The sequence below is a fragment of the Staphylococcus sp. OJ82 genome, assembly GCF_000294465.1.
GTDB classification, from domain to species: domain Bacteria; phylum Bacillota; class Bacilli; order Staphylococcales; family Staphylococcaceae; genus Staphylococcus; species Staphylococcus equorum.
Map to the genome: position 1 here is coordinate 283,374 of NZ_ALPU01000003.1, position 13,647 is coordinate 297,020.

General features: G+C 34.4%; 16 protein-coding genes. 4 read left to right on the plus strand and 12 right to left on the minus strand.

What is annotated here, in order from left to right; genetic code table 11:
- Positions 1–171: 171 nt before the first annotated feature.
- On the minus strand, positions 172–1,896 hold the full coding sequence (locus SOJ_RS03545; protein WP_002506718.1) for a glycoside hydrolase family 3 protein: 1,725 nt from the start codon (positions 1,894–1,896) through the stop codon (positions 172–174).
- Positions 1,897–1,900: 4 nt separating this feature from the next.
- Complete coding sequence (locus SOJ_RS03550) at positions 1,901–2,746, minus strand: HAD hydrolase-like protein (protein ID WP_002506719.1); 846 nt, start codon at positions 2,744–2,746, stop codon at positions 1,901–1,903.
- 515 nt (positions 2,747–3,261) lie between these two features.
- On the opposite strand from SOJ_RS03550, the gene SOJ_RS03555 reads away from it, so the two are divergent.
- Entirely contained in the window at positions 3,262–3,447 is a 186-nt protein-coding gene (locus tag SOJ_RS03555; RefSeq protein ID WP_002506720.1) for a hypothetical protein, read from the plus strand.
- A gap of 431 nt (positions 3,448–3,878) precedes the next feature.
- Here SOJ_RS03555 and SOJ_RS03560 read toward each other — a convergent pair whose 3' ends face one another.
- Positions 3,879–4,148, minus strand: a complete 270-nt coding sequence (locus tag SOJ_RS03560; protein ID WP_002506721.1) for a DUF1413 domain-containing protein — start codon at positions 4,146–4,148, stop codon at positions 3,879–3,881.
- A 187-nt stretch (positions 4,149–4,335) separates the two neighbouring features.
- Here SOJ_RS03560 and SOJ_RS03565 point away from each other — a divergent pair, with 187 nt between their 5' ends.
- Both SOJ_RS03565 and SOJ_RS03570 read left to right on the plus strand, forming a co-directional pair.
- On the plus strand, positions 4,336–5,040 hold the full coding sequence (locus SOJ_RS03565) for an SDR family oxidoreductase (RefSeq protein ID WP_002506722.1): 705 nt from the start codon (positions 4,336–4,338) through the stop codon (positions 5,038–5,040).
- Positions 5,041–5,126: 86 nt separating this feature from the next.
- Positions 5,127–5,627 (plus strand): GNAT family N-acetyltransferase, encoded by a 501-nt coding sequence (locus tag SOJ_RS03570; protein ID WP_002506723.1) that lies wholly within the window; start codon positions 5,127–5,129, stop codon positions 5,625–5,627.
- A 320-nt stretch (positions 5,628–5,947) separates the two neighbouring features.
- Here the strand turns inward: SOJ_RS03570 and SOJ_RS03575 are convergent, their stop codons facing one another.
- Entirely contained in the window at positions 5,948–6,316 is a 369-nt protein-coding gene (locus SOJ_RS03575) for a VOC family protein (RefSeq protein WP_002506725.1), read from the minus strand.
- Positions 6,317–6,493: 177 nt separating this feature from the next.
- On the opposite strand from SOJ_RS03575, the gene SOJ_RS03580 reads away from it, so the two are divergent.
- Positions 6,494–7,411 carry an ABC transporter substrate-binding protein gene (locus SOJ_RS03580; protein ID WP_080588282.1) on the plus strand — a complete coding sequence of 306 codons (918 nt, stop codon included), beginning with the start codon at positions 6,494–6,496 and terminating at the stop codon, positions 7,409–7,411.
- Between the two features lie 139 nt (positions 7,412–7,550).
- On the opposite strand, the gene hisIE is transcribed toward SOJ_RS03580, so the two are convergent.
- Genes hisIE through hisG form a run of 8 tightly spaced genes read right to left on the minus strand, consistent with a single transcriptional unit; the run spans position 7,551 to position 13,627 of the window.
- Positions 7,551–8,180, minus strand: a complete 630-nt coding sequence (gene hisIE, locus SOJ_RS03585) for a bifunctional phosphoribosyl-AMP cyclohydrolase/phosphoribosyl-ATP diphosphatase HisIE (RefSeq protein WP_002506727.1) — start codon at positions 8,178–8,180, stop codon at positions 7,551–7,553.
- Positions 8,177–8,935 carry an imidazole glycerol phosphate synthase subunit HisF gene (gene hisF, locus SOJ_RS03590; RefSeq protein ID WP_002506728.1) on the minus strand — a complete coding sequence of 253 codons (759 nt, stop codon included), beginning with the start codon at positions 8,933–8,935 and terminating at the stop codon, positions 8,177–8,179. Before hisF ends, hisIE begins: the two co-directional genes overlap by 4 nt.
- Complete coding sequence (gene hisA / locus SOJ_RS03595; protein WP_002506729.1) at positions 8,932–9,636, minus strand: 1-(5-phosphoribosyl)-5-((5-phosphoribosylamino)methylideneamino)imidazole-4-carboxamide isomerase; 705 nt, start codon at positions 9,634–9,636, stop codon at positions 8,932–8,934. Before hisA ends, hisF begins: the two co-directional genes overlap by 4 nt.
- Positions 9,633–10,208 (minus strand): imidazole glycerol phosphate synthase subunit HisH, encoded by a 576-nt coding sequence (gene hisH, locus SOJ_RS03600; RefSeq protein WP_002506730.1) that lies wholly within the window; start codon positions 10,206–10,208, stop codon positions 9,633–9,635. Before hisH ends, hisA begins: the two co-directional genes overlap by 4 nt.
- Positions 10,205–10,783 (minus strand): imidazoleglycerol-phosphate dehydratase HisB, encoded by a 579-nt coding sequence (gene hisB / locus SOJ_RS03605; protein WP_002506731.1) that lies wholly within the window; start codon positions 10,781–10,783, stop codon positions 10,205–10,207. The genes hisH and hisB overlap by 4 nt, the downstream gene beginning before the upstream one ends.
- Positions 10,761–11,765, minus strand: a complete 1,005-nt coding sequence (locus SOJ_RS03610) for a pyridoxal phosphate-dependent aminotransferase (RefSeq protein ID WP_002506732.1) — start codon at positions 11,763–11,765, stop codon at positions 10,761–10,763. The genes hisB and SOJ_RS03610 overlap by 23 nt, the downstream gene beginning before the upstream one ends.
- Positions 11,758–13,020, minus strand: a complete 1,263-nt coding sequence (gene hisD, locus SOJ_RS03615; protein ID WP_394802278.1) for a histidinol dehydrogenase — start codon at positions 13,018–13,020, stop codon at positions 11,758–11,760. Before hisD ends, SOJ_RS03610 begins: the two co-directional genes overlap by 8 nt.
- Positions 13,010–13,627, minus strand: coding sequence for an ATP phosphoribosyltransferase (gene hisG, locus SOJ_RS03620; RefSeq protein ID WP_002506734.1), 618 nt, complete (start codon positions 13,625–13,627; stop codon positions 13,010–13,012). The genes hisD and hisG overlap by 11 nt, the downstream gene beginning before the upstream one ends.
- Between the last annotated feature and the right edge of the window lie 20 nt (positions 13,628–13,647).

The following is a 13,647-nucleotide window of genomic DNA, read 5'->3' on the forward strand; positions in this document are numbered from 1 at the left end:
AGTTGAGGCTGGTCCGTTGTAAAGCATGATTGAAAATGCAAATAAAGGTAACGACTGTAACGACAAATATAAAAAGGGTTTTCCATAAGTGGAAAATCCCTTTTAGTCGTTGATAAGTATTTATGTTCTTAAAAATGTTTCAACAATCTAATATAGAAAACTTACTTAATATTATAATTTTGCTTGCCATTTATCAGTCCAAACTAAGTCGTTATGAGTACCTTTGAATTCACTTTCACCCATGATTTTATCTACTGTTTGTTTGATTGTTTCTGGGTTTGAATGGTAGGCATTGATATAAGCTTTGACCATTGTCGCATCGTGCAAATGAGTTGTGAAGTTTAAAGAAACGAATACTGTTGGGACTTCATGCACATACCAAGGAATTTCATTACTCATGGCAGTGCCCCATTTAATACGGTAATTATTTTCAGCTGCGTAACCAATAATATTAGCAAAGACAAGTGCTGCATCTACTTTTTCACGATACTCTAACGTTTTACCTTTAACTCGTGTAGAACCATCATTCAATGTCACATGGAAACCACGTGATTCTAATTCTTGAATAATATCTTCTTCTACATTGTTTGCAGATTTATAGATACCATCTTTTTCACCTTCTATAATATATAACTGAATATTCTTATGTATTTCAGGTCGAATCGGTAATTGATCTAAAGTGTTTTTAACTAAAGTGATACCTAAGTCAGCAGCTTCAGTACGCATTGCTAAATGCTCATCACAACCAATAATAGCTAAATCTTCTTGTGAGCGGATTAGTGTACCCTCTGCTTGTTGTTTATGCAAATTCATTTGAGCTTTAAGTCCTAAAATACGACGTACTGCATCATTTAAACGCTCCTCAGTGATAACACCATTTCTATAACCATTTAACATAAATTGATAATCTTCTTCTAAATCATTGAAGAATAAGAACATATCACAGCCGGCAGCTATAGATTGTGGCACATAGTCTTCACGACGCATTGCAGCGGTCATACCTAACATATGGCTGGCATCAGTAACAACTAATCCATTAAAGTTTAAGTCTTCTTTTAATAAGCCTGTAATTAATTCGGGTGCAAGTGTAGCAGGTAAGATATCTTTATCTTCAAGCGCTGGATTTAATTTTTTAGAATAAGCGGGTTGTGCAATATGACCTGCCATAATCATTTGAACACCACGATTGATATGATGCTGATAAACTTTTCCGAAACTATCATCCCATTCTTGTGTTGAGAGTTCATTTACACCAAGTACGAGATGTTGGTCACGTTCTTCAGTACCATCTCCTGGGAAGTGTTTGATACAAGTAATCATGTCACGTTCAGAGTTAAATCCATCTATAAAAGCGCTAGAATATTTTATAACTGTTTCTGCATTTGTACCATAAGCACGTGTGTTCACTATTGTATTTCGCCAATTTTGCAAAATATCTACACATGGATCGAAATTAATATGTACGCCTAAAGCAGAAGATTCACGTGCTGATACGAGGCCAGCATTATAAGCTACTTTTGTGTCTTGTGCTGCTTCACATTGAGCAGCACTTGCGATGTAGGTACCATCTTTACAAGCGCCGTTACCACCTGAATCACAGTTTGCGGCTACTAAGACTGGAACTTTTGCGTGTTTTTGTAAATCATTGAGTAAATTTTGTACATCTTCTTTATTCCCGCCCTCATAACGTGCGCCACCAATGTGGAAACGTTCTAAGACTTCTTTATTTGTTAAGTCAGCATCATGAAACTTCTTACCGCCTTCTAAAGAAAACAAATTAAAAAAGAGTTGTCCAATTTTTTCTTCGTCTGTCAAACTGCCAAGTGTACGCTCTACCCATGAAATTTGTTCGTCATCTAAATTATAAGGTGTTGCTTTTAAATTTACTTTTGCCATAAATTTAGTTCTCTCCTTCGAAATTATTATAAAATATAGTAGTTAAGGATGATTGAATGTCTTGATTGAATCGACCTTCTTTAAATAATTTTAAATATTTATTATCAAAATCTAACCATGATTGATTTTCATGTCCTGCTAAAATAGGATAAAAATAAATATCATGCGATTTTGCAGCATCCATGTCACCCATAGCATCACCTAACATGATGATGTCTTCGGTATTGTAATATTGTTTCAATTGTTCTAAACAGTATTCTTTAGTACCAGCTTCTTGAGCAAACATGCCACTCAAATAGGGTGTAAGGTGATATGTTTCCCATTCATAAGCAACTGCGGATAAATTTGCGGAAGATACGATTGCAATATCTGCAAACGTTGAGGCATTTTTCAACGTACGTTGGACATGGTCGAAAGGACCAATACTAGGTAAATTCTTGATGTGGTCATTTACACTGTGCGACCATGCCAGTGCTTTTTGTAAGCCTAACTTTTCAGGAGAGGCTTGTATTGCTTGTTCTAGAGCCGGATTGGAAAAAGATGCAGTGGTTTGAACCCAATGCTTTATATCTTCATAACCTTCAATGTTTAATCCCTTTGCTACAAGTTCGCTTAACATTTTTTCGAGGCCTTTAAAACGATTGATCCCTCTTGTTATTTCATATAAATTAAAAGCATTCCAACGCTGTAACACAGCTTCTTTGATATCATCAAGTTGCCATTCATTTACAAGCGCAGGGCCAAAAGCGCGTTCGTGTTTAATTGTCATTGAATCAATGGCACAACCATCTGAATCAACACAAATCAATTTTTTAAATTTAGGTTGATATTGTGATAAAGTTTCGATCATATTAAATGCTCCTTTCAAAAATAATTTTTATTTATAGTTATCTAAACATTACGAATAAATAGTTAAAGCATTGTTAGTCTAAGCGTAGAGAATTTTATAAAGCGCTTACATTACACTATTAAAATTATCACGCTCAAAGCAAAAATACCACATTATTTCACGGAATAATGTGATAATTTTCACAAAATGTTTAGTTTAAAGAGGTATTTTAACAAAAAGGTTATTCTTTTAATAAAAAATATGTTTGTGAAAGAACGTAATGAGGAACTCATAGCTTATGTATTTCTATAAAAATAATAATATAAGAATACTTTCAACATCATAAAAATAAAGAAATCATTTCAATTAATTTGAGAAGTCAATTAATAAACGATTTTAATAAATAGAAAAAGCTTAAAAGTGATGATTTTGTGAAAATAATCACAAAATACTTTCAAATCAAGTTACTATCTATTATGATGAAAGTGTAGAAGATAGAAAAAGCTTAGCGAAAGTAAAAATACGGAGTGATTATAATGAGAAAAGTAATTGAGGAAGTTATTTTTTCAAATGAAAGTAGTTATGATATTTACACTCATACCGGTGTAAATCAAGGTATTATCAATGATATTAAAGATGGATACAGAAGTATTGATTATATAGCTTACGTTGATGCAGAGAAATTATACAATTATGGACTTGCAAAAAAAGTAGCTAGCTAATGATTTATACACTGTGTGCATCGAGTGATTATGGCGTTAAGTAATACCTCTCGTTATGACTGTGCAATAATGAAAGGTATTAGCCAACTTCTGACATGGTTTTCTCCACGTATCAACTTTCATGATTTACCGTTCGTCCGTTAGAATCTTAAAAAGAGGCTGGGACATATCACATGTCTTAGCCTCAGTTTTTTATATTGGCAGTGGCTGACTGAATTGAAAATGCGCTTATATCAAGCTTTTAAAGAACTACTACTTCATTTATGAAGACAAGTAGTTCTTATGCAAGCGCTGAAGCGCTTGTATTCCATTTTACAGTAGCTGTGCCGGGGTGGGACGACGAAATTTTATTAGAAAATTAGATTTCTGTCCCACTCCCTTTTGTATTGTATATAAAATGCATACTCAAACGTTATCTTAGTATGAAGGAATCAAATATAGGACTTAAAATTATGTTTAATTTCATTGTAATCATAAACTAAATTATACAAGCGCATACGAATATGGTCTTCGGTAGTGTAAGGTATACGTAAATGGTCGTTTTGTTCTATAAATTTATGAAATTCACGTTCTAATTGTTTACGCTGTGGTATGTTCATATTAATCCATTCTTCTTTATCAAATAATGATTCAAATCGAAAATCAAAGCTTGTTTTACCAATCGTTTCACGTAACTTAGCTAAGCGTTCTTCAAAATTCATGAGCCATCCTCCTTTAAGCATCGAACATATTGCTACTTATATTTATTATATACACCTACTTTATAATGAAATATGTATTCTGACAAGATAACCCAAATTCAATTATTTATTTATCCTTATAACTGCATGATACAATGTGAAAATATAAGGAAAGATTTACCTACATTATAAAGAGAGGAAGTTATAAATGGTTGAATTAAAAAATAAAGTTGCAATTGTTACAGGGGCAAGTAGTGGGATTGGTGCAAGTATTGCGCAAGTACTTTCAAGTCATGGAGTGAAAGTGGTATTGTCAGGGCGTAATGAATCACGTTTAAATGATACTGCCCAACGTATTCAAAAAGCAGGCAATGCAGACGTTGAGACATTAGCAGTGGATATTACAGACAAACAAGATGTTGAGCGCTTAGTCCAAACGGCGAAAGACAAATATGGTCGTGTAGATATATTAATCAATAGTGCTGGTCAAATGCTGTCTTCAGCAATTACAGATGGTGATGTAGAAGCGTGGGATGCAATGATTGATGTGAATGTTAAAGGAACACTTTATGGCATAAATGCAGTGCTACCAACATTTTTAAATCAATCAAGTGGTCATATTATAAATATAGCTTCTATCTCTGGATTTGAAGTAACGAAAAAAAGTACATTATATAGTGCGTCAAAAGCAGCTGTACATGCGATAACACAAGGCTTAGAAAAAGAATTGGCTAAGACAGGCGTTAGGGCAACGAGTATTTCACCAGGAATGGTTGATACGCCTTTAAGTGGAGCAACGGATTGGGGAGAACGTAAAAAATTAGACCCTGAAGATATTGCAGAAGCAGCTATATATGCATTACAACAACCGAGTCATGTCAATGTGAACGAAGTAACTGTACGACCAGTTTAGAATAATATAAGTGTAGACCCCTAACTTCAAGCAGAGATAGGGGTCTATAATGATAGTTGTAGCGATAGACTGAAAGGCGTGATTAAATGGACTTTAGATATTTAAGTGAAGCTGATGTATCACAGTATCGATTACTAAGACTCAGTTCACTCCAGACAGATCCTAATGGCTTTGCTTCTACATATGATAGAGAGATTGAATTTTCGATTGAGAAATTCAAAGTGAGGTTAGAAAATAGCGCTACTCATTTTACTGTAGGGGCTTTTGATGAAGAAACACTGGTTTGTATTGCGACGTTTTATAGTGAGACTTTAGAAAAAATAAAGCATAAAGGTAATTTAGTTTCGGTGTATTGTCACCCAGGATATAGACGACAAGGTATAGCTGAGCAACTAATCCAACAAATCGTTGATTATGTGGTTGAACAAAATACAATAAAAACAATCAATTTATGCGTGCTTAGTGAAAATAAACGTGCAATTAGTTTATATGAAAAGTTAGGATTTAAACGTTATGGAACTGAGCCGAAAGCACTATACGATGGAACTGTTTACTATGATGAGGACCTAATGTGTTTAGAACTTTAAGCTGATTATAAACATTGTGATTAGTAAGTCAGCATTGGGAGAAAATAATAATGGAACAGTATACCAAAACAGAATTACAACAATGTAGGGCACAAATACGCTCGCTTTTAACAAAATGTTAAAAATCGCTGACGCAATTAGAACAAAAGAAAATCTAAATAGTCGAACGACATTATTAAAAAATAGAATTCAAGCATTAGAAATTGCGTTAACATTGATAGATGAACAATTATAATTGCAAAAATTAGCTAATAAACGCCTTGTACATAAATGATTATGTGCAAGGCGTATTTTTTAAAGACTTTAATAAACACACTAAATTATAACCATTCAATAATTTCAATTCGGTTGCCGAATGGATCATAAATATAAAAACGATCTGCACCTTCGAGTTCATCCCCATATATAATTTCAATTGCTTTAGATTCAAGTGATTTTCTTACGTCAGTAGCGTTATGAACGAGAAAAGCAGGGTGTGCTTTTTTAGCCGGTGAAAAGTCATCTTCAACACCAACATGTAGTTGTTGGTGACCGACTTGAAACCATACACCACCATTTAAAGCTAAGTTAGCAGGTTTGGTAATTTCTTTGAATCCAAGTGTTTCTGAATAAAATTCGCGAGCTTCTGATTCACGATTGGCCGGGGCAGCAACTTGTACATGATCAATTCCTAAAAAGTAATTTTCCATTTCAGTCATCTCCCTAATATAATTTTATAATATCAAAAGATAATTAAAAGAGCAGTAATTTTATTTATCTTATTAAATAAAGTATATATTTATTTCTTGTAAAAGTATAATTAAATTGCAATTGATAATCAATTTCAATTATAATGAAGGTAGTATACAATGGGAGAGGTTATTAATTTGAAAAAAATACTATGTTTAATGTTATGTTTTATAATATTTTTAGCGGCATGTAGTAGTGGCAATGAATCTAATAAATCAGATGCAAAAGATGATAAGGGTACGAAATCTTATACTACTGAGGATGGTAGTAAAGTTAAAATACCTAAAAATCCGAAGAGAGTCTTAGTTTTAACAGCAAATTACGGGAACTTAAAAAAACTAGGTGTTAAACCTGTTGGTATTACGAATGTATATCCAGACTCTAAGTATTTAGACATGGGGGAAGTTAAGAAAATTAATCCAGAAAATGTAGAAGCTGCTGCTAAGTTGAAACCAGATTTGATTATTACATATAAAGAAAATAAAAATAATAAAAAATTATCTAAAATAGCACCAACAGTACCTATAAAAGTACAAAATATGGACTATAAAGATACTCATATTGAAATTGGTAAGTTAGTAAACAAAGAAAGCAAAGCTAAGAAACAAGCTGATGAACTATCTAAAAAGTTAGCAAAAGATGGTGAAGAAATTAAAAAAGCCATTGGGGAAGATAAAACTTTTTCAATTATGGATATTCAAGCAAAAGATATTTATCAATTTGGACCTAGATTTGGACGAGGCAGTGAAGCAATTTACGAAGGGTTTAAACTAAAAGAAGATCCCGAAGCTAAGGAAGCAATGCCAAAAGAAAAATTCATGAAAATACCTAAAGAAAAATTCAATGACTATTCAGGTGATTACTTACTCTTACCAACAAAAGATGGTGGGAAAGTGAACAATGAATTTGTTAAATCGAACATATGGCATAATAATGAAGCTGTACAAAATGGCAATGTGATCTATTATTCAATGGATGAAGCCATTTATGCTGATTTGATCTCAGTAGAAAAACAAGCAGAATTTTTCAAAAAAGAACTTTTGAAAAACAGATAAAATATAAAGTAAAAGAGAGCGGAAATCAAATTTTGATTTTCACTCTCTTTTTTATGATTTAAGATCGACTGATAGCAATCATCTTGCTATGTTAGCAAAATTAAAAAGGATTCACATCGTAGTAAAGCAATTGTTAATTTTACCAATTGTCTATATCATTACGTTCGCCTTTGAAGTTATTTGAGGTCTGATGACGTTGTGCTAACACAGCTTCGATGTCTTCAAATTTAATATCTAAAGCATGTAATAATACGAATAGATGATACATTAAATCTGCAGTTTCATTTGTCACTTCATTACGGTCAGACTTCATCGCGCCAATAACAACTTCAAACGATTCTTCTCCAAATTTTTTGGTGATTTTTTCAAGACCTTCATTTAACAAATATTGTGTATATGAGTTCTCTTTATTAGATTGTGCACTTGAAGTTACAGTTTGTTCTAATTGTTGGATATTAAAAGGAACGTCGGTATTAAAGCAACTTTGGCTCCCAGTATGACAAGTTGGACCATTTGGCACAACATCGATGAGTAGTGTATCTTGATCGCAGTCTAAATGAATGTTTTTAACTACTTGCGTATGGCCAGAAGACTCGCCTTTGGTCCACAAACGTTCTTTAGAGCGAGAATAGAAACAAACAATGCCATCTGCTAATGTTTTGTTATATGCTGCTTCGTTCATATAGCCAAGCATGAGCACTTGTTTTGTATCAACATCTTGCAAAATTGCTGGTAAGAGTCCTTTACTAAAATTAGGTTTTTGTGTCATCTAATGGGAATACCTCCTTGTGCCATTGTTTGTTTTATTTCATCTACAGTGGTTTCTTTATCGTGTAATATACTTGCTGCGAGGCCTGCAGAGACATCTGTTTGTTTAAATAAATCAACAAAGTGATCTGGTTTTCCGCCACCACCTGAAGCGATGACAGGAATATTTACAAGTTTTTCAATATCGTGTAAATGTTTCACATCAAAGCCTTGTTTCATACCATCGTGAGTCATGCTTGTGATGAGTAGTTCACCTGCGCCTAATGCTTCTACTTCTTGGACCCAATCATATACACGTTTATCAGTACGTTGTTTACCACCGTGAGTATAACAATAGTAGTCTTTCAGTTCGTCATCATAATTGCTATCAATAGCGATACAAATGCACTGACTTCCAAATTTTTCACTTGCTTGTTGAATGAACTCTGGATTTTTAAGTGCGCTTGAATTCAGTGAAACTTTGTCTGCACCATGGTTAAGTAGTTGTGATATATCATCTAAAGTAGCAATACCGCCGCCAACCGTAAGTGGAATAAATAATTTTCCGGCAGTTTCCTCAATGACATCAAGTACGAGATCGTGACCAGCTTCAGTTCGAGAAATATCTAAAAAGACGAGTTCATCTGCACCTTGGTCATTGTAATAAAGCGCATAGTCTACTGGATTACCAATATCGCGTAACCCTTTAAATTGAATCCCTTTAACTACGCGACCATCTTTTACATCTAAACAGGGGATAATTCTCTTTTTAATCATGATAATCCCTCCCAAAAATCAGCATTGTGCGCTGCTTTACCGACGATTGCAGTATAGACGCCTAGTGATTCTAACTGTGTTAAGTCTTGTTGGTTTCGTATACCACCTGAAGCGATAATTTGTTTATCAGACGCTGCTACTAATTGTCCTGTTATTTCAAAGTTAGGTCCTTCCAATCGACCATCTTTAGAAATATCTGTATAAATAATACCACCAAGTGGGAAGCGTTCAATTTCGTTAACTAAATCAAATAAATCTAGTTGAGCGTCTTGTTCCCAACCATTGATTTTTACATCACGACGATAAGCATCAACTGAAATGTATATACGATTTGGATACTGATTTGCCATTTGCTCTAACCATGCTAAATCCTGAATCCCTTTGGTACCTACAATACAATAATCAATACCGTCATTGAAATAGGCTTCTATTGTATCGATACTTCTAATACCGCCACCAACTTCCATTGATTTGTCAGTAAGTTGTCGTAACTCTTTTATATAATTTCTTTCAATAGATGATTGTTGTTTTGCGCCGATTAAATCGACAATGTGAATACGATCAACACACTTAAACTGGTTATAAAATTTGATGCTTTCTTCAGCGCTACGTGGCATTTTTTCTTCTGAATCATATTTACCTTCAGTTAGTCGTACACTTGTAGCATTGATTAAATCAATTGCTGGCCAGAGTTTAATCATAATAAGAAACCGCCTTTCAATGCTTGGTTGAGTATTGTTAATCCATCGGCTCCACTTTTTTCTGGGTGGAATTGAATGCCGATATAGTGTTTATATTGAACAATTGCTGGAATTGGATCACCGTATTCAGCGAAAGCAACGACATGTTCAGACATTTCAGCTTGATATGAATGTACGAAATATACATCTTGTGCCAATTGAGGGTGGTTGCTAATTAAATTATTCCAGCCTAAATGAGGTACAGGATATTGTGTTTTGATTGGAACAATATTTCCTGGGAAAAGTTTTAAACCTTCGATATTTCCTTCTGCACTCCAATCGTATAAGAGTTGCATACCAAGACAGATACCTATAATCGGTTTATCTGTAATTGACTGTAGCACTGATGCTAAGCCACGTACTTGTATCGCTTGCATTGCATCTTTAAAATGACCCACACCAGGTAATATGATGATATCTGCAGCTTCTATTTCACTTTGCTTATCTGTCAGTATCGTTTTATAGCCTAAATGTTCGACTGCACGTTGTACATTTTTAATATTTCCTAGACCGTAGTCTATGATAGCAATCATTCAATCACACCCTTAGAAGAGGGAATGCCTTCTGAATCGTTACTTGCTAAAGCTTCTTTTAGTGCACGTGCAAATGATTTGAATATGCCTTCAATCTCATGGTGCGTATTACCGCCACGTAATAAATCGATATGTGTTGTTAATCGTGCATTAATCACTAATGCACGAAAGAATTCATCTACAAGTTCCGTATCAAAGGTACCTACTTTTTCTTTACTTAAGTCTGCATTAAATGATAAATACGGACGGCCGCTGATATCTATAACTGAGCGTGCAAGTGTTTCATCCATAGGAATATAACTTACGCCATAGCGTTGAAAGCTTTTGCGTTCTTTAACTAATTCTAATAATAATTGACCAAGTACGATACCAATATCTTCAGTCACATGGTGATCATCGACTTCCGTATCACCATTCGCTTCTATTGTAATTGACAATTTGCTGTGAAAAGTAAAGAGGGTAAGCATATGATCTAGAAAACCCACACCCGTATCAATTTTACTTGTACGTTGATCATCTGCAAGTGAAATACTTAATTGTGTTTCGGCAGTGTTACGTGTTTTTTGATAAATCATATTGAGACCTCCAATTTTTAATGATTGCTGCTAATTCATCTAACTGTTCATCTGTAGCTATAGAATAACGAACATAATCAGCCATTTCGTTTTCGTCATAGACTCTAGGTAGGAAACCGTGCGCTTTAATAAATGCGCCCAAACTTTGTGCTGCAGTTCCTTTTGTTAAAACAAAGTTCGTCGAGGAAGGAAATACGACCATGATATCTGATACTAAGTCATCAAACATATTGCGTAATTTTATAGCAAGTTGTCTTTGATGATTTATAAAATTGTTCAGCATTTCTGTATGTTCAAACATATATAAAGCAATATGCAATGTAATTGTGTTTAATGGGTAAGGGTGTTCAATCCTTTTAATTTCTTGTATTGTTTCGGACGTACTAATAAGCATGCCTAATCTTAAGCCAGCGATGCCAAATGCTTTTGAAAGTGTACGCATTTGTAAAATGTGGGGCTGCATTTCTATTTGATAAGTATTACCAAAATCTAAATAAGCCTCATCTATGATGAAATAACCACCTAATGTTTTCATTTTATCTCCAATTGCTTTTAAGAACGTCAGGCTATATTGCTTGCCTGACGGATTGTGCGGATTACTCATGATAAAGAACGCTGGCTGAACTTCATCTATACGTTGCAAAATACGTTCCAAATCGAATGATAAATCTGGTTCAGCATTTACAAATTCAATTGGGCGATCAACTTGATAAGCATAGGCTTGATACATGAAAAAATCTGGGTTCAATGTAAGTGCTGGGCCTTCTGGCATAATCAGCATTAATTTTTGAATTAATTCATCAGAACCATTACCTGCAATAATTTGCTCAGCTGAAAGATTATAATAATTTGCGTAAGCTGCTTTAAAACGTTCATACTCGTCATCTGGATAGAAATTAAATGTTGCTTCCTGAATAATTGTTGCCAATTGTGAATCAGATAATGGACGAAGTGGACTTTCATTTTTGTTGATTCTAATCATTACGTGGCTCCTTTGGTGATCTGATTTCTATAGATTGTTCATGGTTAAAAAGTTGTTCTGTATGAGCGAGCTTACGTGCAGAACCTTCAATTTTTTCAAATGTAGATTCAGATAAATCAATCACAGAATGACGTGTTAAAAAGTCATTAACGGATAGACCATTGGTAAATCTCGCAGTTTGATTGGTCGGTAAGACATGACTCGGTCCCGCTACATAATCACCGATAACTTCTGGAGAATAATGTCCTAAGAATAGTGCGCCCACATAACGCACATGATTTAGATAATCACGTGGTGAAGCTGTTTGAATTGATGCGTGTTCTGGGGCGATTTGATTCATTAAATCACATGCTTCATTAAAATTATCTACTGAAATTAAAAAATGATTGTTTGTTAAGCTTGCTTCAACGATAGGCTGACGTTCTATTTGGCTTAAAGTTTGTTGGATGCGTTGTTCGAGTTGTTGTAATAACGCTTTATTTTCACTAATCACAAACGTTCTCGCAAGTTCATCATGTTCTGCTTGAGCAAATACATCGTAAGTTACAGCATCTAAATCAGCCGTCTCATCTATGATTAAGGCGATTTCACTTGGACCAGCAATTTGATCAATACCTACTTGACCGAAGAGGTATTTTTTTGCGTAGGCAACATACTGATTGCCGGGACCTACAATTTTATCTACTTTTGGAATTGTTTCTGTACCATAAGCAAGCGCTGCGATACTTTGTGCGCCACCAACCTGGAATACTCTATCGACACCTGCAATATAGCAAGCTGCTAAAACAATATCAGGTAGTCCTTGGGCTTGCGGTGGTGTGACAACAAATATATTTTTAACGCCAGCTACCTTAGCTAATGTGACAGTCATTAACACAGTAGAAGGGTAGCTTGCTTTACCGCCCGGTACATATACACCGACACGTTCTAATGGATGATACATTTCATAACATTCATTTGAGCCTTGTTGTGCTGTAGATTTAATAGAAGTTTGATAAGCTTTAATACGTGAGTGACTTTGCTGAAGCGCATCACGTAATGTATCGTCAATGCGATTATAAGCCGTTTCTAAAGCTTCATAAGGAATTTCAAGTTCTGATGTCTCTACGTGATCAAGTTGTTGGTTATAAGCTTTTAAAGCTTGGTCACCTTGAAGCTTTACATTGTCACAAATATCCTTAACTAGAGGATATAACCCTTCATTTAATGCGGATTGATTTAAATAGTCCTTTAAAAATGTAGCTTTATTTATAATCAATGAGAGACACCTCCAATGTTTGTATAAAATCGTCTATTTCGGCTGATTTTTTAAAATAAGATTGTTTATTTGTAATTAATTTGGCATTAATGTTTTTAATTGTATCTTTTTCAACTAGGCCATTCGATTTTAAAGTGGTACCTGTTTGGACGATATCTACAATACCATCGACCATATCGACTAAACATGCCAATTCGATAGAACCAGATAGTTTTACTAATTCTACGTCTAATCCTTGAGCTTCAAAATATTTTCTAGCTGTTTTAGTATAAGAGGTAGCTACCTTCGTAAAAGTTGTTGTATCTGGTTTAGCTGCTAATGCAAAGTGACAAGCACCAAAAGGCAAATCAAGTAAATTATTGATTGTGTAATTACCTTCTTCTAAAATGTCACTACCTACGATGCCTACATCTGCAACGCCCTGTTCGACATAAATAGGTACATCGCTCCCTTTAACTAAAACAAATTGGATTTCTCCTACAGAGATGAGTAACTGACGCTCTCTCTGTTCCAATGCGCGTACAAGTTCTTGTTCATTTACTTCATTCAAATAAGCAATGAAGCTTTTTAGTAATCTTCCTTTCGCTAAAGCTACAGTAAGCATGATGTTCTCTCCCTTTTTAA

What these genes read in the sequence shown, in the direction of transcription:
- SOJ_RS03545 (WP_002506718.1), bottom strand. Translation starts at nt 1,896, where the DNA reads ATGGCAAAAGTAAATTTAAAAGCAACACCTTATAATTTAGATGACGAA.
- SOJ_RS03550 (WP_002506719.1), bottom strand. Translation starts at nt 2,746, where the DNA reads ATGATCGAAACTTTATCACAATATCAACCTAAATTTAAAAAATTGATT.
- SOJ_RS03555 (WP_002506720.1), top strand. Translation starts at nt 3,262, where the DNA reads ATGAGAAAAGTAATTGAGGAAGTTATTTTTTCAAATGAAAGTAGTTAT.
- SOJ_RS03560 (WP_002506721.1), bottom strand. Translation starts at nt 4,148, where the DNA reads ATGAATTTTGAAGAACGCTTAGCTAAGTTACGTGAAACGATTGGTAAA.
- SOJ_RS03565 (WP_002506722.1), top strand. Translation starts at nt 4,336, where the DNA reads ATGGTTGAATTAAAAAATAAAGTTGCAATTGTTACAGGGGCAAGTAGT.
- SOJ_RS03570 (WP_002506723.1), top strand. Translation starts at nt 5,127, where the DNA reads ATGGACTTTAGATATTTAAGTGAAGCTGATGTATCACAGTATCGATTA.
- SOJ_RS03575 (WP_002506725.1), bottom strand. Translation starts at nt 6,316, where the DNA reads ATGGAAAATTACTTTTTAGGAATTGATCATGTACAAGTTGCTGCCCCG.
- hisIE (WP_002506727.1), bottom strand. Translation starts at nt 8,180, where the DNA reads ATGACACAAAAACCTAATTTTAGTAAAGGACTCTTACCAGCAATTTTG.
- hisF (WP_002506728.1), bottom strand. Translation starts at nt 8,935, where the DNA reads ATGATTAAAAAGAGAATTATCCCCTGTTTAGATGTAAAAGATGGTCGC.
- hisA (WP_002506729.1), bottom strand. Translation starts at nt 9,636, where the DNA reads ATGATTAAACTCTGGCCAGCAATTGATTTAATCAATGCTACAAGTGTA.
- hisH (WP_002506730.1), bottom strand. Translation starts at nt 10,208, where the DNA reads ATGATTGCTATCATAGACTACGGTCTAGGAAATATTAAAAATGTACAA.
- hisB (WP_002506731.1), bottom strand. Translation starts at nt 10,783, where the DNA reads ATGATTTATCAAAAAACACGTAACACTGCCGAAACACAATTAAGTATT.
- SOJ_RS03610 (WP_002506732.1), bottom strand. Translation starts at nt 11,765, where the DNA reads ATGATTAGAATCAACAAAAATGAAAGTCCACTTCGTCCATTATCTGAT.
- hisG (WP_002506734.1), bottom strand. Translation starts at nt 13,627, where the DNA reads ATGCTTACTGTAGCTTTAGCGAAAGGAAGATTACTAAAAAGCTTCATT.